We start from the raw sequence: 20,982 nt of genomic DNA, 5'->3' as shown, positions 1-20,982 counted from the left end.
ACGGCAGCCGGGTCGCGCTGCCGACCAGCAGCGCGACCCGGCTGCCGTAGACCCGGCCCGTCAACTGGGCGCAGGCGACGGCCAGTCCGGCCGCGGCGCGCTGCATGAGCGCGCCCTCGGGAAGCCGTGCCATCAGCCGCCGTTCGGCCGCTCTTACCGTCTCCACGCTGTACGCAGTACGCATGCGGTCGAGTCTGCCCCGGGAGGGGCGCACAACGCACCCGGGCGGGCCGGGCTCCCCGTCACCCCTCCGCGATCACCACCGCCGAGGCCACCCCCGCGTCGTGGCTCAACGACACGTGCCAGGAGCGGACGCCCAGTTCGGCCGCCCGCGCGGCGACCGTGCCCGTCACCCGCAGCCTCGGCTGCCCGCTGTCCTCGACGTAGACCTCGGCGTCCGTCCAGTGCAGCCCGGCCGGTGCGCCCAGGGCCTTCGCCAGGGCCTCCTTGGCGGCGAAGCGGGCGGCGAGGGAGGCGGCCCCACGGCGCTCCCCGCTCGGCAGCAGCAACTCGCTGTCCAGGAAGAGGCGTCGGGCCATCCCGGGCGTACGCGCCAGCGACGCCGCGAACCGGTCGATCTCGGCCACGTCGATACCAACCCCGATGATGCTCATGCCGAGCACCCTACGGCCGTGTCCACCGGCGCCGGTCCTGCCCTTGTGGGCAGGTGGAGCGGTTGTCGGGCGCGGATTCGTTGCCCCGTAGTACCTCGTCGGGGCGTCCGGCCGACGTGTAGACAACGAAGATCGCGACTCCAGGCCAGAGGTGAGGACGTGCACGCCCGAGACGAATCCCGCGCGCGGGACGACGCCGTAGCCCGGCGTGCCCCGCTGAGCGGCCCCGCAGCAGACACCGCCACCCGGCCGGCGCACGCGTTGCTGTCGCTCCAGTCGAGGGCGGGCAACGCCAACGTCGCACGGATGCTCGGCGCGGAGGGTCGCCCCGCACCGGCCGTGCAGCGGGCCCCAGTGGTCCAGCGGAACAAGCTGCTGAACGGGAACATCTCGTTCACCAACGTGTCCCTCAAGTACCCGGAATCGCAGGACAAGGCCACCCGGGTGCTGCAACTCCTGTCCGCCAACACCGCGATCAAGTCCTTCCTCAACAACCGGTCCTGCCGGATCACCCTGGAGAAGCGGACGTCACAGGCCCCGGCGGACGTCGTGGACAAGGGGGCCGACGGCGTCTTCGTGACGATGGCGGCGTACTACCTGGAGAACTACGACATCGGCTACATCGTGGGCATGCTCTGCCACGAGTTCGGCATCCATCCGATGGCGGCCGCCGCCCCCCATACGCGCGACGAGGAAGAGGCCTTCCGGGGTGTGCCGTTCCCGGTGCCGGGGCTGGAGCACAAGCCGCATCCCGACGGGTTCGCGTCGATGAACACCGACGCCGCCAAGCAGGCCGACCATGTGCTCGGTGTCATCCCCGGGAGCCCGCGGTACACGATCTACCGCAACGTCACCCTGGAGATGGCGGACCTGCTGCTGCGCGACGCGCGCAACAAGGCGCCGGGTGCCCGGGAACAGGACGTCACCGACCTCCTCGACTGCTTCCTCATGGACGTGGCCTCGATCGCCGCGACGAACGACAACCGCCTGCGCGGAATGCCCCTCCTGGGCAACAACGAGGGACCGGCGATCCGCCAGGACATCGCGTCCGTCTACAACGCCTACAAGTCCCGCCTCGCCGACGACCTCTCCGAGGAACGGCAGCCCATCAAGCCCCTGTTCCCCCCGGAGAAGACCCCGGAGGCCGTCAAGGCCGACTTCAACACCCTTCTGGGACGCATCACCAAGGGCGCGTTCCGCGCGTGGAGCATCGACAACAGCGACTGAACGGGATCGTCGTAGGCCGCGATGTCGGATGCCTGTCGGGGGTGTCGGTCCGTTGTCGGCCGCCTGTCGGCGCGCGCTGGAACTTTCCTCTCACCGCACGTTCCACGACGATCGGAGAGACCATGCCCGCCACACCCGCCAAGCCTTCTTTCGCCCTGCCCGTCCCCGCCGCCACCACCGTCGCGCCGCCCGACCTCACCGACAGCACACTCCTGGACGTCGACCCGGACGCGCAGATGTCCTTCGGTGCCGTCGCCGTGGACAGCCGTAGCGATGTCGTCTACGCGACCGCCGAACTGCCCGGCGGGGCGCGGCGCGAGCTGAAGGCCGACGTCCTGCGGCCGGCCGGCGACGAACGGCTTCCGCTCGTCGTCTACCTTCCGGGGGGCGCGTTTCTCCGCTGCAACAAGGCCATGGCGTTCGAAGCGCGCCGGCATGTCGCCGAGTCCGGTTTCGTCGTCGCCAGTGTCGAGTACCGCGTCACCTCCGACGGCGCCGCCTTCCACGACTCCGTCCGCGATGTCCGCGCGGCCCTCGCGTATCTCCGGTCGCACGCCGACGACTTCGGCATCGACCCCCGCGCGGTCGCCCTGTGGGGCGAGTCGGCCGGCGGTCATGTGGCCGCGCTGACGGGTGTCACGTACGGTCTGCCCGAGTTCTCGGACGCCTCGGAGGCGGCCCCGCCGGGACAACTGCGGGCCGTGATCGACGCCTACGGCAGCTCCGAACTCTCCGCCATCGCCGCCGACTTCGACGAGGCGGCCCGGCTGCACTACCAGCGGGAGGCCACGCACTTCTCGGCGTATCTGGGCAGGCCGGGCGCACCCTTCCCGGAGATCCCCGACGCGGTGCGCGCCGCGGACCCGGCAACCTACGCGACCGCCTCGGCGCCACCGTTCCTGTTCCTGCACGGCAGCGAGGACATGCTCGTCTCGTCCTCGCAGACACAGCATGTGCACCAGGCGCTGCGCGCCGCCGGGGCCGACAGCACCCGCTACGTCCTGAAGGGCGCCAACCACGGAGACGTCGGGTTCCTCGGACGCCCGGGCACCGGACTGCCCTGGACCTCGGCCGCCACCATGGGCGTCATCACCGGGTTCCTCCACGACCGTCTCGACACGACGGAGCGGTGAGCCCTGGCACCGCCGTCAGACGGTCCGCGTTCCCCGCCGCCACACCCCGCTGACCAGCGGCACGCCCGGCCGGTAGGCCAGGTGCACATGGCTGGGCGCGTCCAGCAGGATCAGGTCGGCGCGGGCACCAGCTGCGATCCGGCCCACGTCGTCCCGTCGCAACGCCGCCGCCCCGCCCGCCGTGGCCGACCACACCGCCTCGTCCGGAGTCATCCCCATGTCCCGCACCGCGAGCGCGACGCAGAAGGGCACGGAGGACGTGAAGGACGAGCCCGGGTTGCAGTCGGTGGACAGCGCGACGGTGACCCCGGCGTCCAGGAGCCGGCGCGCGTCCGGCCACTGGGCCCGCGTCGAGAACTCGGCGCCGGGCAGCAGGGTCGCGACGGTACGGCCGCTCGCCAGCGCGTCCACGTCCGCGTCCGTGAGATGCGTGCAGTGGTCCGCGCTGGCCGCGTCCAGTTCGACGGCGAGTTGGACGCCGGGGCCGTAGGAGAGCTGGTTGGCGTGGATGCGCGGGTGCAGGCCCTTCGCCTTGCCCGCGCTCAGGATGGCGCGCGCCTGGTCGCCGTCGAAGGCGCCCTTCTCGCAGAAGACGTCGATCCAACGGGCGTACGGGGCACAGGCGTCGAGCATCTCGCCGGTGACGAGGGCCACGTACGCGGCCGGGTCGTCGGCGTAGTCCGGCGAGACGATGTGCGCGCCGAGATACGTCACCTCGTCGGTGTGCGCGGCGGCGATGCGCAGGGCGCGGGACTCGTCGGCGACCGTCAGGCCGTAGCCGGACTTCGTCTCGAAGGTGGTCGTGCCCTGGCGGAGGGCCTCGTCGAGGTAGCGGGTGAGGTTCGCCTCCAGTTCCGCGTCGCTCGCGGCGCGCGTCGCCGCGACCGTCGTACGGATGCCGCCCGCGCTGTAGGCCCGCCCGGACATGCGGGCGTTGAACTCCTGCGTGCGGTCGCCCGCGAAGACGAGGTGCGAGTGGGAGTCCACGAAGCCCGGCAGGACCGCCCTCCCAGCGGCATCGACCCGATTGTCAGTGGCGGGTGCTTTGCTTGTTTCACCGGTCCACGCGATGCGGTCGCCGTCGATGACGACGGCCGCGTCCTGGATCAGACCGAGCGGCGAACCATCACCGAGGGAGGGGTCGTTGGTGACGAGTGTGGCGATGTTGGTGATGACGGTGCTGCTGCTCATCGTGTCCTCGTGGGTGGTGGTCAGGCGCGCAGGGCTTCGACGGCCTGCGCGAGCGCTTGCGGCACATCCGGTACGAGCGCGTGCACTCCGTCGCGTACGACGTGCCGCCCGCCCACGACGGTGTGCCGTACGTCCGCCGCCGTCGCCGCGAATACGGCCGTCTCGGCGCCGAGCCTGGGCACCGGCCCCGCTGTTCTGACCGAGTCGAGCGCGATCGTCGTGAAGTCGGCGAGGGCGCCTGCCGTGAGGCTGCCCGCCTCGTCCCAGCCGAGGGCCGCGTGGCCGTCGGCGGAGGCCGCGCGGAGCAGGGCCGCCGCCGTCCAGTGACCCCGGGTGCGGGTGCGCAGGCGCTCGTTCAGCTCCATCGCGCGGGCCTCTTCGAGCAGGTCGATGACGGCGTGGCTGTCGGAGCCGAGGGAGAGCGGTGAGCCGGCTCGCTGGAGGGCCACGGCGGGGCCGATGCCGTCGGCGAGGTCGCGTTCGGTCGTCGGGCACATGCAGGTGCCGGTGCCCGAGCGCCCCAGCAGCGCGATGTCCTCGTCCGTGAGGTGCGTGTTGTGGACGCCGGTGGTGCGCGGGCCCAACACGCCGTGATCGGCGAGCAGTTGGGTCGGCGTGCGGTCGTGGGCGGCGCGGCAGGCGTCGTTCTCGGCGGTCTGCTCGGAGAGATGCACATGGAGCGGGGCCCGCCGCTCCTCGGCCCAGCGGGCCACGGTCGCCAACTCCCTTGCGGGCACGGCTCGTACGGAGTGGATGGCGGCACCGATCCGCGCGTGATCCCGTTCCTTGAGAAGTGAACAGCGTTCCGCCCAGGCGTCCGCGCTTCCGTCGGAGAAGCGGAGCTGGTGGTGGTTGGGGGGCTGTCCGAAGCCGGAGGAGAGGTAGGCGGTGTCGAGGAGGGTGATGCGGACACCGGCTTCGGAGGCGGCGGCGATGAGCGCCTCGCCCATGGCGTTGGGGTCGGCGTAGGGGGTGCCGCCGTGGGCGTGGTGCACGTAGTGGAACTCGCCGACCGCCGTGATCCCGGCCAGCGCCATCTCGGCGTACACCGCGCGGGCCAGCGCGTGATACGTGTCCGGGGTGAGCTGGTCGGCGAAGGAGTACATGAACTCCCGCCAGGTCCAGAAGGTGCCGGAGCCGACCTGGACGGTGCCGCGCAGCGCCCGGTGGAAGGCGTGGCTGTGGGCGTTGGCGAGCCCGGGGAGGGTGAGTCCGCGCAGGATCTCGGCGCCCGGGGGCGGGGTGTCGACCCCGGTACGGACGGCGGTGATCCGTCCGCCGCTCACCTCCAGGGCGACGCCCGGCTCGACGTTGGTGTCGAGCCAGGCGTGTTCCAGCCAGTACGTCCGCGTGGTGGGGTGCGTGGTGGGGTCCGTCACCTGCAGGCCAGCCCTTCCAGTACGTCGGCGAGTGCGGTCACCCCGGCCACGCAGTCGTCCTCGGCCGCGAACTCGGCCGGGGAGTGCGAGACGCCCGTGGGGTTGCGCACGAACAGCATGGCGGTCGGAATGCTCCCGGAGAGGATTCCGGCGTCGTGTCCGGCACCGGTGCCGAGGACGGGGACCCTGAGGTCGGTGTCCTTGCCGAGCACGCGGGCGAGTTCGTCGCGCAGGGCGTGGTCGAACTCGACGACCGGCGTGAAGGACTCACGGACGACGTCGAGGTCGACGCCGTGCGCCTCCGCGTACTCGCGGGCCGCCTTCTCGACACCGGTGACCACCGTGTCCAGGGTGTCCTGGTCGGCGGCGCGGGAGTCGAGCCACCCGCGCACCAGGGAGGGGATGGCGTTGACGCCGTTCGGCTCGACGGCGATCTTCCCGAACGTGGCGACGGCACCGGCGAGTTGGGCCTCACGGCGGGCGGCGAGCACGGTCTCGGCATAGGACAGCATGGGGTCCCGCCGGTCCACCAGCCTCGTCGTACCGGCGTGGTTGGCCTCGCCCCGGAAGTCGAACCGCCACCTGCCGTGCGGCCAGATGGCGCTGGCGATGCCGACCCGGTCGCCGGACAGGTCCAGCGCGCGGCCCTGCTCGACGTGGAGTTCGACGAACGCGCCGATACGGGCGAGCCGTTCAGGGTCGGGACCGATGGCGTCGGCGTCGTAACCGGCCGCCGCCATGGCCTGCGGCAGCGTGACGCCGTCCCCGTCGGTCAGCCGATGCGCCTGCTCGACGCCGAGCTGCCCGGCGGCCAGCCGCGACCCGACACAGGCGAGCCCGAAGCGGGCACCTTCCTCGTCCCCGAAGTTGACAATGGCGAGGGGCTTGGTGAACTCCGCGCCCCTGCCCCGCAGTTCGTCGAGCGCGGCAAAGGACGACACGACCCCGAGGGGCCCGTCGAAGGCCCCACCGTCCGGCACCGAGTCGAGATGCGACCCGGTGACGACGGCGTCCCCGGCGGCGGGATCACCGAGCCAGGCCCACTGGTTGCCGTTGCGGTCGAGTTCGTAGGTGAGCCCCCGGGACTCGGCCTGCGCCTTGAACCAGGCCCGGCATTCGGCGTCGGCACCGGTCCACGCGAAGCGGCGGTAGCCGCCGGAGTCGGGGTGCCGGCCGATGGGGAGCAGCTCGCGCCACATCGAGTGGAAGGAATCACCGGTCGGCACAGCCAACGCCCGACTTCCTGTCCCCACCGAGGAGTCGCCGCCCCGCTCGTCTCCCGGAAGGGTCACGCGTCGTCACCCTCGCGCATCGGCACCCGCACGCCCCGCTCGTCGGCGACCCGCTCCGCGATGTCGTACCCGGCGTCGACGTGCCGGATGACGCCCATGCCCGGGTCGTTCGTCAGCACTCGGCGGATCTTCTCGCCGGCGAGCTTCGTGCCGTCGGCCACCGAGACCTGGCCCGCGTGGATGGAGCGCCCCATGCCGACGCCGCCGCCGTGGTGGATGGACACCCAGGACGCACCCGAGGCCACGTTGACCATCGCGTTCAGCAGCGGCCAGTCCGCGATCGCGTCGGAGCCGTCGAGCATGGCCTCGGTCTCGCGGTACGGGGAGGCGACGGAGCCGCAGTCGAGGTGGTCGCGCCCGATGGCCAGCGGGGCGGCCAACTCACCGCTCGCGACCATGTCGTTGAAGCGCTCGCCGGCCTTGTCGCGCTCGCCGTAGCCGAGCCAGCAGATGCGGGCCGGGAGGCCCTGGAAGTGGACGCGCTCACCGGCGAGCTTGATCCAGCGGTGGAGGGACTCGTTCTCCGGGAAGAGGTCGAGGATCGCCTTGTCCGTCTTGTGGATGTCGGAGGCCTCGCCGGACAGGGCGGCCCAGCGGAAGGGGCCCTTGCCCTCGGAGAAGAGGGGGCGGATGTAGGCGGGGACGAAGCCGGGGAAGGCGAACGCCCGCTCGTAACCGGCGAGTTGGGCCTCGCCGCGGATCGAGTTGCCGTAGTCGAAGACCTCGGCACCGGCGTCCATGAAGCCGACCATCGCCTCGACGTGCTTGGCCATGGACTCACGGGCGCGGACGGTGAAGCCCGCCGGGTCCTTCGCGGCGGCGTCGGCCATGTCCTCGAAGGCGATGCCCACGGGGAGGTACGCCAGCGGGTCGTGGGCCGAGGTCTGGTCGGTCACGATGTCGATGGGGGCGCCCTCGGCGAGCATCTGCGGGAGCAGTTCGGCGGCGTTGCCGAGGAGGCCGATGGAGAGCGGGCGGCGGGCGTCGCGGGCCTCGACGGCGAGTTGCAGGGCGTGCCCGAGGGAGTCCGCGCGGACGTCCAGGTAGCGGTGCTCGATGCGGCGTTCGATGGCGCGCGGGTCGACGTCGATGCAGATCGCGACGCCGTCGTTCATGGTGACGGCCAGCGGCTGGGCGCCGCCCATGCCGCCGAGGCCGGCCGTCAGCGTGATCGTCCCGGCGAGGGTGCCGTTGAACTTCTTCGCGGCGACGGCGGCGAAGGTCTCGTAGGTGCCCTGGAGGATGCCCTGGGTGCCGATGTAGATCCAGGAACCGGCGGTCATCTGGCCGTACATGGTGAGGCCGAGGGCCTCCAGGCGGCGGAACTCCTCCCAGTTGGCCCAGTCGCCGACGAGGTTGGAGTTGGCGATGAGGACGCGCGGCGCCCACTCGTGGGTCTGCATGACGCCGACGGGGCGGCCGGACTGGACGAGCATCGTCTCGTCCTGCTTGAGGGTGCGCAGGGTGCGGACCATGGCGTCGAAGGAGCGCCAGTCGCGGGCGGCCTTGCCGGTGCCGCCGTAGACGACGAGCTTGTCGGGGTGTTCGGCGACCTCGGGGTCCAGGTTGTTCTGCAGCATCCGCAGGGCGGCTTCCTGCTGCCATCCCAGGGCGCTCAGTTCCGTACCGCGCGGTGCTCGTACGGGGCGGGGTCCTGACATGGTCTGCCTCCTAGCGGACTGCGGTCAGCGGATTTTTAACTGTAGCTATTCACATCCTGGCTTCGTGAATAGAACTAGTCAATACATGGGGGCGTCTCTGTGGGCAGGCTCTGAGTGTTTGGCTGGATGTAACGACCACGGGCAACGACACGACGGGGGACGCGGTGGACGACGTACACCAGGGTCACACGGACGGCGCCGAGCGGACCGCGCGCCGGGACCAGGCGGTGCGGGCCGCCGTCGAACAGGGGCTGCTGGGGCCGGACTCCCCCATCGTCGCGTTGCTGGACGTCACCGGCGTCCAGGAGTCGGCGGCGGCACTGCGGGCGGCGTTCGACGAGGTGACGGCGCCCGGGACACCGGTGCTGCACGCCTTCGCCGTCAAGGCGAGCCCCCTCGTGCCGGTGCTGCGGCTGCTGCGCGACGAGGGCGTCGGGGCCGAGGTGGCGAGCCCGGGTGAGCTGGCGCTGGCGCGGGCGGCGGGCGTACGGCCGGAGCGGACCGTGCTCGACGCGCCCGCGAAGACGCCGGCGGAGCTGCGGGAGGCGCTGGCGCTGGGGATCGCGGTGAACATCGACAATCCGCAGGAGCTGGAGCGGGTCGACGGGCTGATGCGGTCGGCCAGCAGTCGTTCGCCGCTCGGGATCCGGGTCAATCCGCAGATCGGCGGCGGGTCGATCGCCGCGCTGTCGACCGCCACGGCGACCTCGAAGTTCGGGGTGGCGCTGCGGGACGAGGGGGCGCGCGAGTGGGTGGTGCGGGCGTTCGCCGAGCGGCCGTGGCTGACCCGGCTGCACGCGCACACCGGGTCGCAGGGCATCCCGCTGGAACTGCTGGCGCGGGGCGTCGCGGAGACCTACGCGCTGGCGGAGGAGATCAACGCGCGGCTCGGGCGCCGGCAGATCGACACGCTCGACATCGGCGGTGGGCTGGGCGTCAACTTCGGTACGGACGCGACGAGTCCGACGTACGCGGAGTACGCGCGGCTGCTCAAGGAGGCGGTGCCGGGGCTGTTCGACGGGCGGTACGGGCTGGTGACCGAGTTCGGGCGGTCGATGCTGGCCAAGCAGGGGACGGTGGTGGCCCGGGTCGAGTACGCCAAGAGTGCCGGCGGGCGGCCGATCGCGGTCACGCACGCGGGGGTGCAGGTGGCGACGCGGACGGTGTACGCGCCGCAGTCGTGGCCGCTGCGGATCGCCGCCTACGACGAGAAGGGGCGGCCCAAGTCGGGGCCCGCAGTGGTGCAGGACGTCGCCGGGCCGGCCTGTTTCGCGGGTGATCTGCTGGCGGAGGGATGCGTGTTGCCGTTGCTGGAGCAGGGCGATCATGCGGCGGCGCTGGACACCGGGGCGTACTACTTCGCGGCGCACTACGCCTACAACTCCCTTGCCAGGCCCGGCATTTACGGCTTCGTACCGGACGGTGCCGGGGGCGTGGCGTTCGCGACCGTGCGGAAGCCGCAGACGGTGGCGGAGATCGTGGCCGAATCCGGAGGGGCGCACGCCGCCGCGCTCACCACCCTGCGGGCACCCGGGCGCCGTTGACTCACCCCCGTGAACATGCGGTTGAACTGGTGGGGAAACAGGGTCAGTTGACCCACCTTAGTCACTCCGGGCATGTTCCACCGGAAAATGCCAGATCCCTCACCCTCCGGCCACACGGTGCGTAGCTTCGTCGTCACTCAGCCGAACCGCAGGCGGGAGGGGAGCCACGGTGCCCGGAATCGACGAGTGCTTACTGGAGGCCATGCGACTGCCCGGTGCCCGGGGCGCCGCGCTGGTCGACTGGACCAGCGGCCTGGCCCTGGGCGTCGTAGGAGAGTCGCCAGGGGGTGACCAGGAGGCCAGTGCGGCCGAGGCCGCGGAGCTGGCGCGGCTGGCGGCCGAGCACCGGGCGTTCGCGTCCGACCCGGAGGAGGGGGAGGAGGCCGACGATCCTCCGCTGGAGGATCTGATCGTCAGCAACCGGGACAGCTATCACGTGCTGCGGTTCGTGCGGACGTCGTTCGACAGCAGTGTGTTCCTGCATCTGTGGCTGGCCCGCACGGAGGGCAATCTCGCGCTGGCCCGGATCCGGCTCGGCGAGATGGCGGGACGGCTGGTGCTGGGATGACCGCCCTCAGGACCACGCCGACCACCCCGCCGCCGCGGCTGCCGGTGCGGGACAAGGCCGCCGCCGTCGACCGGGCCTGGGGCGGGGTCTCGCCGATGCTGACCCGGCTCGCGGCCGAGGAGGCCACCGGTGTCCTCGTCCGCGAGCGCGGCAGTCTGCACCTGGTCGCGGGCCATGTGGTGCACGCCGAGAGCCCGTCCGCGCCCGGTCTCGACCTGCTCCTCACCGCCCACGGCACCCTGCGCGCCGAGGCCTGGGAAGCGGCCGCCAGTGCGACCGACGACCGGCACGCCACCACCCGGCTGCTGCTCGACGGCGGCCTGATCGGCCCGGGCGCGCTGGAGCTGTGCCAGCTCGGGGCGCTGTACGACGCGGCGTACTTCGTGCTCGCGCCGAGCAGCACCCCGGGGCGTTTCCGGTACGGGGTCACGCATCCACTGGGTTCCGTGCGGCCGGTTCCGGTGGCCGCACTGGAGCGCGAGACGCAGCGCCGCCGCGAACTGCTGCACCGCGTCTGGCCGGACGCGGCGACGGACGGCGCGCCGCTGCTGCGGGCCGATCCCGTCGCGCACCCGCCGATCACACCCCGGCAGGCCGCCGTACTGGCGCGGGTGGACGGGGTACGGACGGCGCCGGAGATCGCGCGGCTGCTGGGCCGGCGGGCCTACCCCACGCTGCTGGACGTCCGGCGGCTGGTGTCGGCGGGGCTCGTCTCGCCCCGGCCGCCCGCACCGCCCGCCGTCCTGCCCCCGCCCGACGTCACCGACCCCGACATCACATTGCTGAAGAGGCTCAGGGATGCGCTGGAGGCCCTTTGAGTGGCAGCGAGCACGCGCCGAGAGGAGAGAGCCGATGGCCTCCGAGGCCGAAATCCTGGACGAGCTGCGCCGGTTGAGAGCCCGGGTGCCGCAGCTGACGGGGGCGCTCGCGGCGGGCGTCGACGGTCTCGTACTGGCGCAGGACACCCCGGGCGTCGAGCCGGAGCGGGTCGCGGCGCTCACCGTGACGGCGCTGGGCGTGGCCGTACGGATGGCGGACGCGACCGGGCAGGGCGACTTCCGCGAGCTGATCGTGCGCGGGGTCTACGGCTATGTCGCGACCTACGCGGCGGGCCGGGGCGCCGTGCTGACCGTGCTCGCCCAGGACCGCGTGAACCTCGGCCGGCTGCTGCTGGAGGGCCGCCGCGCGGGGGCCCGGATCGGGGAACTGGTCGACGCCGAGGCGGCGGCGACGGCCGAGGCCGAGGAGCGGGCCGACCCGGCGCCGGTCAAGGCGCCCACCAAAGCCACCACCGCACGAACGAGAACGGCGCGCGCACCACGCACCACCGCAACGACCAACGCGCGCACCACCACGGAAAGTTGAACGGACCCAAGGGAGCACTGTCATGGCCAACACCGAAACCTCGCTCAAAGAGGCGCTGACCTCCATCGAGGGCGCGACCGGAGTCGCGCTCGTCGACTACACCAGCGGTATGGCGCTCGGCACGATGGGCGGCAGCAAGACCTTCGACCTCGGCGTCGCCGCCGCAGGCAACACCGACGTGGTGCGCGCCAAGATGCGCACCATGGAGCACCTCGGTCTGAAGGGCGACATCGAGGACATCCTGATCACCCTGTCGAGCCAGTACCACCTGATCCGGCTGATCAAGGGCCGCGGCGGCAACGGGCTGTTCCTGTACCTGGTGCTGGACGCCAACCGCAGCAACCTGGCGATGGCCCGCCACCAGCTGAAGCGGATCGAAGCGGACCTGGAGGTCTAGGACCCGGAGGTCCGGAACCGGGCCCGGGCCCGGAGCCCGGTCACGCGTAGACGTCGCCGCGGCGGCGCGCCCCGCCCGGGGTGGCGTCGCCCGCGGCGATACCGGTGGAGCGGTAGCCCTTGACCGGCTTGCCGGCGGGGGCGCCGCCCCGCTTGTCCAGCCAGTCCACGCGGATCCACAGCAGGACGTCGTCGGCCCGTTCCCGGCGCCCCAGCCAGGCGGCCTTCAGCCGCAGTCCCGTGCCGGCCCCGGCGAGCAGCATGCCGCCCGCCGCCGGCACCGCGAACGAGCTGCCCAGCGCGAGCGCGAAGGCGAGCACGATCCACCAACGGTGCGCGCGGCGCCAGTTGCGTACGGACACCGCGCGGTCCTGGAGCACATCGTGCTTGCCGGCCCGGGCGGCGCCACGGGCGAGGGCGATGTAGCGCCTGCGGCGCGAGTACGCCACCACGGCCACCGCGATGATGAACAGGGCGGCCCCGGCCATCACCCCGATCCGGCGCCCGGTGATGCCCGAAGGCAGCACTCCGACACCCGCCGCCAGTACCCCGAACCACCACAGCGGGGCGGCTCCGGCCCGTACGACGACGGCCACTCGGGCCAGCCCCTGGACTCTGCGATCTCCGCGTGCCACGTCCTGCCTCCTGGTCGCCTGGGCACAGTTCCGTCGGGCCGTGAGACTAGTGAGCGAACGTGAGACGAGTCTGAGAACGGGCTTTTTCGCCCTCGCCCCGGATCAGGAGTCCTTGCCCAGGGTCAGGAGGAGGGGGTGTCCAGGCGCTCGGTGAGTTCTCCGGCGGCCCAGCGGGCCCACTGTTCGGCGGTCTCGGAACCCCGCAGGCCGTATTCGAGCATGAGCCAGCCGCAGACCTGGACGGGGTCGCCCACCCACTTCGCGTTGTCGTGGATGGCCTGCAGCGCGGTGAGCCGCGCGTGGTTGTGGTCGGCGAACTTCTCCAAGTAGGCAGCGCCTTCACCGCTGTTGAGGGTCCACAGGAAGAAGACGCGGAGCAGGGCCGCGCTGCGGAAGGCGAGGTCGAGGTCGGGTTCGGTGAGCCAGCGGCGCAGTTCGGCGCGGCCCGCCTCAGTGATGCCGTACTCGCGGCGCTGGCGGGCGCCGGTGCCGGTGATCTCGATCAGACCGTTCTCGTCGAGCTTGGCCAGTTCGCTGTAGACCTGGCTCTTCTGGGCGGGCCACACGGCCGACAGCCCCTCGTCGAACCGCTTGAGCAAGTCGTAGCCGCTGGCGGGCTGTTCGGAGAGGAGCCCGAGGAGGGCGTGGGGCAGGCTCATGAACTCACCCTACCTTTCCGGTATTTACCCCATCCTGACTGGACGGTCGAGAGTTGGACGGTCATAATCCTACCGTCCAATATTGGACTCCCCGGTTTGGCTCTTGGATGCGTGGAGGAAGACACCGGTGAACTACGTCCGCGGTTTCGCACCCTGGCTGTGTTACGCGGCCCTGAGCCCGGTCGACTGGCGACTGGGCACGGGCGCCGCCGCACTGGCCGCGCTCTGGTTACTCGCCGGGCAGCTCCGCGCCCGGAGCGTCGACCTGCTGGGCGCGGCCACCTGCGCCTTCTTCGTGGTCATGGCCGTCGTCGCGCTCGCGGACCCGTCCTCGGGACTGCGGAACTGGATCTGCGCGCTGGCGAACGCCACCCTGGCGGCCACCGCCCTGACCTCGCTCGCCGTGCGCCGTCCCTTCACCCTGGCCTTCGCCCGGGCCGAGGTGCCGCAGGAGTTCTGGCACTCGCCCCGGTTCATCCGGGTCAACATGGTCCTGACGTCGATATGGGCAGCCGCGTTCACCCTCGGCGCGCTCGCCTGCGCCTCCGTGGTCCAGTACGACCACTCCTCGACCGCGCCACTGGTCACCGCCCAAGTGCTCGCGTTCGTCGTCCCGTTCGTCCTCTCCGGCCGTTACGCCGCCCGAGCCAAGGCCAAGGCCACCACCGCGGCCGGACAGGCGATCGCATGAGCACGCACGACACCACGACCGAACCGGCCGAGTCCGCCGAGCCCGCCGAGCGGATCGCACCGGCGAGTCCGGAGCGGCTGATCTACTTCTCGGACGCGGTGGTGGCCATCGCCATCACCCTGCTCGCCCTCGAACTGCCGGTCCCGGGTGCGGAAGCCCACGGCGACTCGGGTGTGCAGCACTTCCTGCGCGAGCACCTGACGGAGTACGTCGCGTTCCTCGTCAGCTTCGTCGCCATCGCCATGCAGTGGATGCTGCACCAGCGCGTCTTCCGGTACGTGAGCGGGCTGTCCGGCGGGGCGATCCGCTGGAACCTGCTGTGGCTGCTGCTGATCGTCGTCACGCCGTTCACGACGAAACTGCTGACCAGCGAGGCGGACGCGTTCCGGATCCAGTTCATCGTGTACGCGGCCAGCCAGGCCCTGACCAGCCTGGCCTTCCGGCTGACCGTCGCGGATCTGCGCAGGTCCGGGCTGCTGCGCCCGGACGCCCCGCGCTCGGTGATCGCGGAGACCCTGGCCTGGGCGGACGCGACGATCGTGACCTTCACCGTCTCGATCCCCGTCGCGCTGGTCACGCACTGGGCGTCCCTGTGCTGGGCGCTGCTGCCGCTGACGCAGAAGATCCTGCGCCGCGTCACCTGACGCGAAGGGGCCGCCCGGCGACCACACCCCGGGCGGCCCCGACACGTAACTAGCCGCCCACACACGGCACTTGACGCCCCGTCACTCCACGAACAGCCCCCGCGCGGCCGCCCGCGCGTCGAACTCCTCCAGCCGGGCCTGCGCGTCCGGCAGGTCGTCGCACATCGCCTCCAGGAGCACCCGGCCCAGCAGCATCGGCGCGCACGCCGTGTCGAAGGCGAGGCCGGTGCCGACGGCGGCCGGGATCAGCAGGTCGGACACCTTGGCGACCGGCGCGAACGCCGAGTCCGCGACGGTGACGACGGTCAGGCCCGCCTCCCGCGCGTACGCCAGCGTGTCGACGACCTCGCGCGGATGCCGGGGCAGCGCGAAGCACAGCAGGGCGGTGGCACCGGCCCGGACGGCCGCGTCGATCCGGTCGTGGATCATCGTGCCGCCCTCGTTGAGCAGCCGTACGTCCGGATGGACCTTGGCGGCGAAGTACGCGAAGCCGTACGCCTGGGAGGCCGCCGCGCGCAGGCCGAGGACGGGCAGCGGGCGGGAGTTGGCGAGCAGGCGGCCGGCCTTGGCGACCGGGCGGGGGTCGGCCAGTATCTCGGCGAGGTGCTTGAGGTTCTCGATCTCGGCCTCTACGGCCTGCTGGTACTCGTTGTAGGACGCCGTGTCCGGGGCCGACTCGGCGGGCGCGACCTCGCGGAGGTGTTTGCGCAGCGCCGGGTAGCCGTCGAAACCGAGGGCGACCGCGAAGCGGGTCACGGAGGGCTGGCTGACACCGGCGAGTTCGGCGAGTTCCACGCTGGACAGGAACGGCACCTCGGCGGCGCGCCGCACCATGCTGTGCGCGATGCGCCGCTGGGTCGGCGTGAGCCGGTGCCCCTCGAAGAGCGTCTGCAGCCGTGCGGCCGGGCTGTCGGTCACACCGGTACTCCTGTCCAAGGTCCCCTCCAGGCTTGCGTCCACCGTCTCTTCCAGGCTCCCATCCACGGTCATCACGTGTTCCCCCTCCAGATCTCGGTGAACCGGTCCAGCAGTCCGGCCGCCGCCGTCACATCATCTGTGAGCGGCCGGTCCGCCGGGTCGTCGTCGAGCACCGCCTCGGCGAGTTCCAGCGCGCGGCCGACCGGGAGTTCCGGCTCGGGCCGCAGGTCGCGCTGGCGCAACGCCCGTACGGCGGCGACGAGTTCGCAGCCGACGACGAGACGGTACGCGCGGCAGGCGCGCAGTGTCTGACGGGCGGCGAGCGAGGCGAAGCTGGCCTGTTCCTCGACGCCCCGGGAGAGTACAGCGTGCCCGAGCGAGGCGGGAGCAGAGAACGCGCGCAGGTCGCCGAGGGCGGCCGCGGCGGCGTACTCCAGGATCATCACGCCGGAGGAGGCGGGCTCGTTGTCGGCGAGGAAGGGCTTGAGGCGGGTGAACGAGGGCTCGTTGAGGGAGGAGAGCCGGGACGTCGACAGCCGGGCCACCTGGGTGAGCGCGAGTCTGAAGTGGTCCAGGGCGAGGACGAGTTGGGCCTGGTAGAAGCCGCCGTGGTGGTAGGCGGTCATGTCCTCGGCGGAGATGAACGGGTTCTCGGCGGCGGCGTTGATCTCGATCGCTAGGACGTCCTCCAGGGCGTCCGCGGCGTCGTGCGCGGGCCCGTGGATCTGCGGCAGACACCGGAAGCCGTACGGGTCCTGGATCCGCCCGAGCGGAGGGGTGGGCCGGTCGGCGGCACCGATCAACTCCCGCATTCTGCGGGCGACTTCGGTCGACCCCCGGTGCGGCCGGGCGGCGTGCACGGGCGCGGCGAACGGCTCGTGCGACCCGTCCACGGCGAGCAGTGAGAGCGCGCCCACGACCTGGGTGGCACCGATGAGCCCGCGCAACTCGTGCAGCGCGAGGGCGGACTGCCCGAGGGTGAGGGCGTTGCTGCTGATGAGCGCCAACGCGTCGTTGTTGTCGAGGGGTTGGGGTTCGGGGGCGCCGGAGAGACTGTCTTCGGCACCGCGCCAGGGCCGCTCCCCCACCAGCGCGAGACCCACCTGGGCCAGCGCGGCGATGTCCCCGGTGCCCACCGAGCCGAACTCGTTGACGGCCGGATGCACCCCGCTCTCCAGCGCCTCGCACAGCGCGGTGACGACCGTCGGCCGCAGTCCCGCGCCGCCCGCGAGCAGCTGGTTGGCGCGGACGGCGAGCATCGCCCGCACTTCCCGGGCCGGGAGTTCGTCGCCGATCGCGCCGGCGTGGCTGCGCAGCAGGCGCAACCCGTGCTCGGCCGCCGCCTCCGTGGGCACGTCCTCGTTCCGGTTGGCGCCGACGCCCGTCGAGCGGCCGTAGACACGACCCGTCGCGGCGATCTGGCGGGCCGCGTCCCAGGACTCGGTCGCGCGCTTCATCGCGTCGGTGCCGGGGACCGGCCGGGCGTCCCCGTCGGCGAGCCGGACGACATCGGCGACCCCGAAGCCGACCCCGTCGAGGACGACGAGATCGGAGCTCCCGGACACCATCGCATCGGCGGCGTCCACGATCCGAGACGACATAAGGCCCCAAACTCCCCTCAATCAGGACACTCGATCTTGCCTGCCGAGCATCCGTTACCTCGGATTAACGCGGAGACATTGACAAACTATTCAGACACCGAGAACTCTGCATGACGTTATACAGCCGGGCAAGGGACAACTCATGATCCAGTTCGACGCGGTCCACAAGCGCTTCCCCAACGGCACGACAGCAGTTCACGACCTCTCCCTGGAGATGCCGGAAGGCGGGGTCACCGTACTGGTCGGTTCCTCCGGTTGCGGCAAGACGACCACCCTTCGGATGATCAACCGGATGATCGACCCCACCTCGGGCGTCATCAAGGTCGGCGGCAAGGACGTCACCCAGCAGGACGCGGCCGAACTGCGCCGCTCCATCGGGTACGTCATCCAGCAGTCGGGGCTCTTCCCGCACCGCACGGTCCTCGACAACATCGCCACCGTGCCGCTGCTCCTGGGCCACGGCCGGAAGAAGGCCAGGGCCCGCGCGGCCGAACTCCTGGAGACCGTCGGCCTCGCCGCCGACGCCGGCAAGCGGTACCCGCACCAGCTCTCCGGCGGCCAGCAGCAGCGCGTCGGCGTGGCCCGCGCGCTCGCCGCCGACCCGCCGGTCCTCCTGATGGACGAGCCCTTCGGCGCCGTCGACCCGGTGGTCCGCACTCAACTCCAGGACGAACTCCTGCGCCTGCAGAAGGAGTTGAACAAGACCATCGTCTTCGTCACGCACGACATCGACGAGGCCGTACGGCTCGGCGACCGCATCGCGATCTTCCGCACCGGCGGCCACCTCGTCCAGTGCGCGGCCCCCGCCGAACTCCTCGCCCGCCCGGCCGACGACTTCGTGGCCGACTTCCTCGGCGCCGAGCGCGGCCTCAAGCTGCTCTCCCTGAAGACCCTCGCCGACGTCCCGCAAGGCCCGGCGCCCGAGGGCACCGCCTGGACCCTGGTCCTGGACGAGGCCCGCAAGCCCCTGCACTGGGCCGGGAAGGACGCCGAGATCCCCGTACGTCCCCTCCAGGACGGCGACTCGCTCCTCGCGGCCCTCAACGAGTCCGTCGCCTCCCCCAACGGCCTGATCGCCCGCGTCGACGCCGACGGGATCCTCACCGGCGTCTCGTCCCGCGACGACATCCACACCCACGCGGGCCAGGCGCACGCCGAAGCGCGGGTGGCGGCATGAGCGTCGACTGGTCGTGGATCGGCGACCACACCGACGACCTGACCAGCCTCACGTTCTCGCACCTCCAGGCCGCGATGACCGCCGTCTTCCTCGGCCTGCTGATCTCGCTCCCGCTGGCCGTGGTCGCCCACCGGGTCCGCCCGCTCCGGGGCTTCCTGCTCGGCCTGTCGAACGTGCTCTTCACGATCCCGTCGATCGCGATCTTCGTGCTCCTGCTCCCGATCAGCGGCCTGACCCGCACCACCACGGTCATCGGCCTGACGGTCTACACGCTGGTCGTGCTGCTGCGGAACACGGTCGAGGGCCTGGACTCGGTCCCCGCGAAGACGAAGGAGGCCGCGAAGGCGATGGGCACGCGCCCCCTGCGCACGCTCCTCACCGTCGAACTCCCGCTCGCGCTCCCGGTGATCATGGCGGGCGTCCGCATCGCCACGGTCATGTCGATCTCGCTCGTCTCCGTGGCGACCTACATCGGCGACGGCGGCCTCGGCCAGCTCTTCACCGACGGCTTCCAGCGCGACTTCCCGACGCCGGTGATCGTGGGCGTGGTCCTCACCCTGCTGCTCGCGGTGGTCGCGGACGCGGCCCTGGTCGGCCTCCAGTACGTACTCACCCCGTGGACGAGGCGGCGAGCCTGATGTACGAACTCTTCAAGAACCTCGGCAAGTGGCTTACCAGCGGCTCCCAGTGGGCCGGCACGGACGGCATCGCGCACCGACTCGCCGAGCACCTCCAGTACTCGCTGCTCGCGACCCTCATCGCGGCCGCGATCGGCCTCCCGCTGGGCCTGCTGATCGGGCACACCGGCAAGGGCGCGTTCCTCGCGATCAACCTGGCCTCCTTCGGCCGCGCGCTGCCGACCGTCGGCCTGGTCGTCCTGGTCTTCCTGGCCAGCGGCCTGTCCATGTGGCCGGTGTACATCGCGCTGGTCGCCCTCGCGGTCCCGTCGATCGTGACGAACACCTACGCCGGGATGACCGCCGTCGACCCGGACGTGAAGGACGCGGCACGCGGGCAGGGCATGCGCGGCCACCAGGTCCTCTTCCAGGTCGAACTGCCGCTCGCGCTCCCCCTGATCATGACCGGCCTGCGGCTCGCGCTCATCCAGGTGGTCTCCACGGCCACCGTCGCCGCGTACGTCTCCTTCGGGGGCCTCGGCCGCTTCGTCTTCGACGGACTCGCCCAGCGCGACCTCGTGCAGGTGCTCGGCGGGGCGGTGCTCGTCGCCGTCGTCGCCATCGTCCTCGACCTGGGCCTCTCCGGCCTCCAGCGCTTCCTCTTCCGCCACCGCACCGCCTAGGGATATCAACGTCATGAACCGTCGTACCCTCCTCGGCGCCCTCGCCGGAACAGCCGTCGCCGTCCCCGTCCTCTCCGCCTGCTCCAGCGGTGTCACCTCGCTCGACGGCGGGGGCTCGGCCGGCGGCGGCAGCGCCTCCAGCAAGAACGGCGTCACCATCGGCACCGCCAACTTCACCGAGAACCAGGTGCTCGGCTACCTGTACGCCGCCGCCCTCGAAGCGGCCGGAGTGAAGGTCAAGGTCCGCCCCAACCTCGGCACCCGTGAGATCGTCTTCCCCGCCCTCAAGAGCGGCGACATCGACCTCCTCCCCGAGTACCAGGGCTCCCTGCTCACCTACCTCCAGCCCAAGTCCAAGGTCGCGGAGGCGGGCGAGATGCAGAACGCCCTCACCCTCGCCCTCCCCTCGGGCCTCCAGGTCCTGCCCTACGGCATCGCCGAGGACGCGGACTGCTTCGTCGTCACCCGCGAGACCGCGAGGAAGTACGGCCTCGTCACGCTGGCCGACCTGGCGAAGCACAACGGCAAGCTGACGCTCGGCGCCTCCGCCGAGGTGAAGACCCGTCAGGTGGGCGTCGTAGGACTGAAGGACGTCTACGGCGTCGAGTTCAAGGAGTTCAAGTCCCTTGATTCCGACGGGCCGTTGGTGAAGGGCGCGCTGAAGAAGGGCGATGTGGACGTGGCGAACCTGTTCACCACCGACACCGACATCAAGGCCAACGACTGGGTCGTCCTGACCGACCCCAAGACCCTGATCCCCAGTCAGCACATCGTGCCGCTGATCGCCGACCGGGTCGCCGACCCCACGGTCCGCAAGGCTCTCGCGAGCCTCGGCAATCTGCTCACCACGGCCCAACTCACCGAGCTGAACCGCCAGGTGGACAAGGACAAGAAGGATCCGGAGGACGTGGCGAACGCGTACGCGAAGCAGCACGGCATCACGAAGTAAGGGCCCGTTGATGCAATGGCCCGTCGATGACCGATCGA

22 protein-coding genes and 1 pseudogene are annotated in these 20,982 nt (G+C 71.5%); 13 read left to right on the top strand and 10 right to left on the bottom strand.

The window, feature by feature from the left end; all coding sequences use genetic code 11:
- Positions 1–184, bottom strand: a pseudogene (locus JHN45_RS40690) (bifunctional ADP-dependent NAD(P)H-hydrate dehydratase/NAD(P)H-hydrate epimerase); the annotation flags it as partial.
- 58 nt (positions 185–242) lie between these two features.
- Complete coding sequence (locus tag JHN45_RS40685) at positions 243–614, bottom strand: holo-ACP synthase (RefSeq protein ID WP_200713700.1); 372 nt, start codon at positions 612–614, stop codon at positions 243–245.
- Positions 615–773: 159 nt separating this feature from the next.
- Here JHN45_RS40685 and JHN45_RS40680 point away from each other — a divergent pair, with 159 nt between their 5' ends.
- Together JHN45_RS40680 and JHN45_RS40675 are read left to right on the top strand one after the other, a co-directional pair.
- A complete protein-coding gene (locus JHN45_RS40680; protein WP_201054452.1) occupies positions 774–1,841 on the top strand; it encodes a hypothetical protein in 1,068 nt (355 codons plus the stop codon).
- Between the two features lie 122 nt (positions 1,842–1,963).
- Entirely contained in the window at positions 1,964–2,974 is a 1,011-nt protein-coding gene (locus JHN45_RS40675) for an alpha/beta hydrolase (RefSeq protein ID WP_201054451.1), read from the top strand.
- A 15-nt stretch (positions 2,975–2,989) separates the two neighbouring features.
- On the opposite strand, the gene hutI is transcribed toward JHN45_RS40675, so the two are convergent.
- From hutI to hutU, 4 genes are read right to left on the bottom strand one after another with little or no spacing between them, the layout of a single operon-like run.
- Complete coding sequence (gene hutI, locus JHN45_RS40670; protein ID WP_201054450.1) at positions 2,990–4,165, bottom strand: imidazolonepropionase; 1,176 nt, start codon at positions 4,163–4,165, stop codon at positions 2,990–2,992.
- A 20-nt stretch (positions 4,166–4,185) separates the two neighbouring features.
- Complete coding sequence (locus JHN45_RS40665) at positions 4,186–5,544, bottom strand: formimidoylglutamate deiminase (RefSeq protein WP_201054449.1); 1,359 nt, start codon at positions 5,542–5,544, stop codon at positions 4,186–4,188.
- On the bottom strand, positions 5,541–6,797 hold the full coding sequence (locus JHN45_RS40660) for an allantoate amidohydrolase (RefSeq protein WP_307783332.1): 1,257 nt from the start codon (positions 6,795–6,797) through the stop codon (positions 5,541–5,543). The genes JHN45_RS40665 and JHN45_RS40660 overlap by 4 nt, the downstream gene beginning before the upstream one ends.
- 35 nt (positions 6,798–6,832) lie before the next feature.
- A complete protein-coding gene (gene hutU / locus JHN45_RS40655) occupies positions 6,833–8,497 on the bottom strand; it encodes a urocanate hydratase (protein WP_201054448.1) in 1,665 nt (554 codons plus the stop codon).
- 164 nt (positions 8,498–8,661) lie between these two features.
- On the opposite strand from hutU, the gene JHN45_RS40650 reads away from it, so the two are divergent.
- The 5 genes from JHN45_RS40650 to JHN45_RS40630 all read left to right on the top strand — a co-directional run bounded on the left by JHN45_RS40650 (position 8,662) and on the right by JHN45_RS40630 (position 12,371).
- Positions 8,662–10,041 carry a diaminopimelate decarboxylase gene (locus JHN45_RS40650; RefSeq protein ID WP_201054447.1) on the top strand — a complete coding sequence of 460 codons (1,380 nt, stop codon included), beginning with the start codon at positions 8,662–8,664 and terminating at the stop codon, positions 10,039–10,041.
- A gap of 169 nt (positions 10,042–10,210) precedes the next feature.
- The gene (locus tag JHN45_RS40645) at positions 10,211–10,609 is read left to right on the top strand and encodes a hypothetical protein (RefSeq protein WP_200713693.1); all 399 of its coding nucleotides are present in this window, start codon (positions 10,211–10,213) and stop codon (positions 10,607–10,609) included.
- A complete protein-coding gene (locus tag JHN45_RS40640; protein ID WP_200713692.1) occupies positions 10,606–11,427 on the top strand; it encodes a transcriptional regulator in 822 nt (273 codons plus the stop codon). Before JHN45_RS40645 ends, JHN45_RS40640 begins: the two co-directional genes overlap by 4 nt.
- Before the next feature lie 34 nt (positions 11,428–11,461).
- Entirely contained in the window at positions 11,462–11,974 is a 513-nt protein-coding gene (locus JHN45_RS40635; RefSeq protein WP_201054446.1) for a roadblock/LC7 domain-containing protein, read from the top strand.
- Positions 11,975–11,996: 22 nt separating this feature from the next.
- A complete protein-coding gene (locus tag JHN45_RS40630) occupies positions 11,997–12,371 on the top strand; it encodes a hypothetical protein (protein ID WP_200713690.1) in 375 nt (124 codons plus the stop codon).
- A gap of 40 nt (positions 12,372–12,411) precedes the next feature.
- Here JHN45_RS40630 and JHN45_RS40625 read toward each other — a convergent pair whose 3' ends face one another.
- Together JHN45_RS40625 and JHN45_RS40620 are read right to left on the bottom strand one after the other, a co-directional pair.
- Positions 12,412–13,005, bottom strand: coding sequence for a hypothetical protein (locus tag JHN45_RS40625; RefSeq protein WP_201054445.1), 594 nt, complete (start codon positions 13,003–13,005; stop codon positions 12,412–12,414).
- A gap of 122 nt (positions 13,006–13,127) precedes the next feature.
- Positions 13,128–13,664: a PadR family transcriptional regulator gene (locus tag JHN45_RS40620; RefSeq protein ID WP_200713688.1), complete on the bottom strand. Its 537-nt coding sequence runs from the start codon at positions 13,662–13,664 to the stop codon at positions 13,128–13,130.
- Positions 13,665–13,791: 127 nt separating this feature from the next.
- On the opposite strand from JHN45_RS40620, the gene JHN45_RS40615 reads away from it, so the two are divergent.
- Both JHN45_RS40615 and JHN45_RS40610 read left to right on the top strand, forming a co-directional pair.
- The gene (locus tag JHN45_RS40615) at positions 13,792–14,355 is read left to right on the top strand and encodes a hypothetical protein (protein ID WP_201054444.1); all 564 of its coding nucleotides are present in this window, start codon (positions 13,792–13,794) and stop codon (positions 14,353–14,355) included.
- The gene (locus tag JHN45_RS40610) at positions 14,352–14,999 is read left to right on the top strand and encodes a TMEM175 family protein (RefSeq protein ID WP_201054443.1); all 648 of its coding nucleotides are present in this window, start codon (positions 14,352–14,354) and stop codon (positions 14,997–14,999) included. The genes JHN45_RS40615 and JHN45_RS40610 overlap by 4 nt, the downstream gene beginning before the upstream one ends.
- A gap of 81 nt (positions 15,000–15,080) precedes the next feature.
- On the opposite strand, the gene JHN45_RS40605 is transcribed toward JHN45_RS40610, so the two are convergent.
- Both JHN45_RS40605 and JHN45_RS40600 read right to left on the bottom strand, forming a co-directional pair.
- The gene (locus JHN45_RS40605; protein ID WP_200713685.1) at positions 15,081–15,989 is read right to left on the bottom strand and encodes a MurR/RpiR family transcriptional regulator; all 909 of its coding nucleotides are present in this window, start codon (positions 15,987–15,989) and stop codon (positions 15,081–15,083) included.
- A complete protein-coding gene (locus JHN45_RS40600; RefSeq protein WP_200713684.1) occupies positions 15,989–17,518 on the bottom strand; it encodes an aromatic amino acid ammonia-lyase in 1,530 nt (509 codons plus the stop codon). The genes JHN45_RS40605 and JHN45_RS40600 overlap by 1 nt, the downstream gene beginning before the upstream one ends.
- 142 nt (positions 17,519–17,660) lie before the next feature.
- On the opposite strand from JHN45_RS40600, the gene JHN45_RS40595 reads away from it, so the two are divergent.
- Genes JHN45_RS40595 through JHN45_RS40580 form a run of 4 tightly spaced genes read left to right on the top strand, consistent with a single transcriptional unit; the run spans position 17,661 to position 20,944 of the window.
- Positions 17,661–18,695, top strand: coding sequence for an ABC transporter ATP-binding protein (locus JHN45_RS40595; protein WP_200713683.1), 1,035 nt, complete (start codon positions 17,661–17,663; stop codon positions 18,693–18,695).
- A complete protein-coding gene (locus JHN45_RS40590; protein WP_201054442.1) occupies positions 18,692–19,333 on the top strand; it encodes an ABC transporter permease in 642 nt (213 codons plus the stop codon). The genes JHN45_RS40595 and JHN45_RS40590 overlap by 4 nt, the downstream gene beginning before the upstream one ends.
- The gene (locus JHN45_RS40585; protein WP_200713702.1) at positions 19,333–19,995 is read left to right on the top strand and encodes an ABC transporter permease; all 663 of its coding nucleotides are present in this window, start codon (positions 19,333–19,335) and stop codon (positions 19,993–19,995) included. The genes JHN45_RS40590 and JHN45_RS40585 overlap by 1 nt, the downstream gene beginning before the upstream one ends.
- A gap of 13 nt (positions 19,996–20,008) precedes the next feature.
- Positions 20,009–20,944, top strand: coding sequence for an ABC transporter substrate-binding protein (locus JHN45_RS40580; protein WP_201054441.1), 936 nt, complete (start codon positions 20,009–20,011; stop codon positions 20,942–20,944).
- Positions 20,945–20,982 lie beyond the last annotated feature (38 nt).

This window comes from Streptomyces sp. MBT53 (genome assembly GCF_016654115.1).
Taxonomy (GTDB): domain Bacteria; phylum Actinomycetota; class Actinomycetes; order Streptomycetales; family Streptomycetaceae; genus Streptomyces.
Note: the sequence above shows the minus strand (reverse complement) of the source record. Positions and strands in the feature narration are given on the sequence as shown.